1 protein-coding gene is annotated in these 811 nt (G+C 63.3%); it reads left to right on the top strand.

Going from position 1 to position 811, the window contains the following annotated elements; all coding sequences use genetic code 11:
- Positions 1-781, top strand: a 781-nt coding sequence (locus tag RM1_RS25800; protein WP_143187352.1) for a S1 family peptidase, incomplete at its 5' end; no start/stop codon positions are given.
- Positions 782-811: the final 30 nt, after the last annotated feature.

Genomic DNA, 811 nt, shown 5'->3' on the forward strand with positions numbered 1-811 from the left:
GACCGTCGACGCCACCTTCTCCGGCCGCGACGGCGTCACCGGATCCACCACCACCCAACAACTCACCATCACAGCGGCCACCACCACCACGCCCAAGCCCACCACCAAGCCGCCGGCCCCCGACGCCATCATGGGTGGCCAGAGATACACCACCCATCTCCCGCACGAAGAGATGTCCTCATTCTGCTCGTTCGGTTTCAACGGTACCGACGATGACGACCACGCGGTGGCCATCACCGCCGGACACTGCGACCGGCGCCGCGACGAGGCGGGCGGGTTCGGCGCCACGTGGGTGAGGGAGGGGAGTGACGGCGACGGTGATTACCTCGGCAAATTCGACAAGACAGTCGTCAATGGCACCGACTACTCGGTGATCAAGATCGACGACAGCGTCGCCAAGCGTTTCGAAAACAACTTCGTTGATACCCACGGCGGCGACCCGTTGGCTATCACCGGCACCGCAGATCCCGTGGTCGGGGCGCCGGTGTGCAAGTCCGGCACAATGACCGGCTTCACCTGCGGCAAAATCACCGCCATCAACCAGTATGTTACCGGCGCAAACTTTTCCGGCGCTGTTATCGTCACCCTGAGGGACTCCTTTGTCTCGACGCTGTGCGTCATACCTGGCGACAGCGGTGGATCCATCGTGACCGGCACCAAGGCGCTGGGCATCACGAGCTCCGGCAACGGCGGGGCTTGCAACAGCTCCTCGCACACGTGGGGGCAGCCGATCAACGCAATCCTCGCAGCCAACCCCGGCCTGAAGATCCGCACCAACTGATATGTAGGGAAGTTTGTCAAGAGGCCGTGG

The sequence above is a fragment of the Rhodococcus maanshanensis NBRC 100610 genome (genome assembly GCF_001894865.1).
Classification (GTDB): Bacteria; Actinomycetota; Actinomycetes; order Mycobacteriales; family Mycobacteriaceae; genus Rhodococcus_G; species Rhodococcus_G maanshanensis.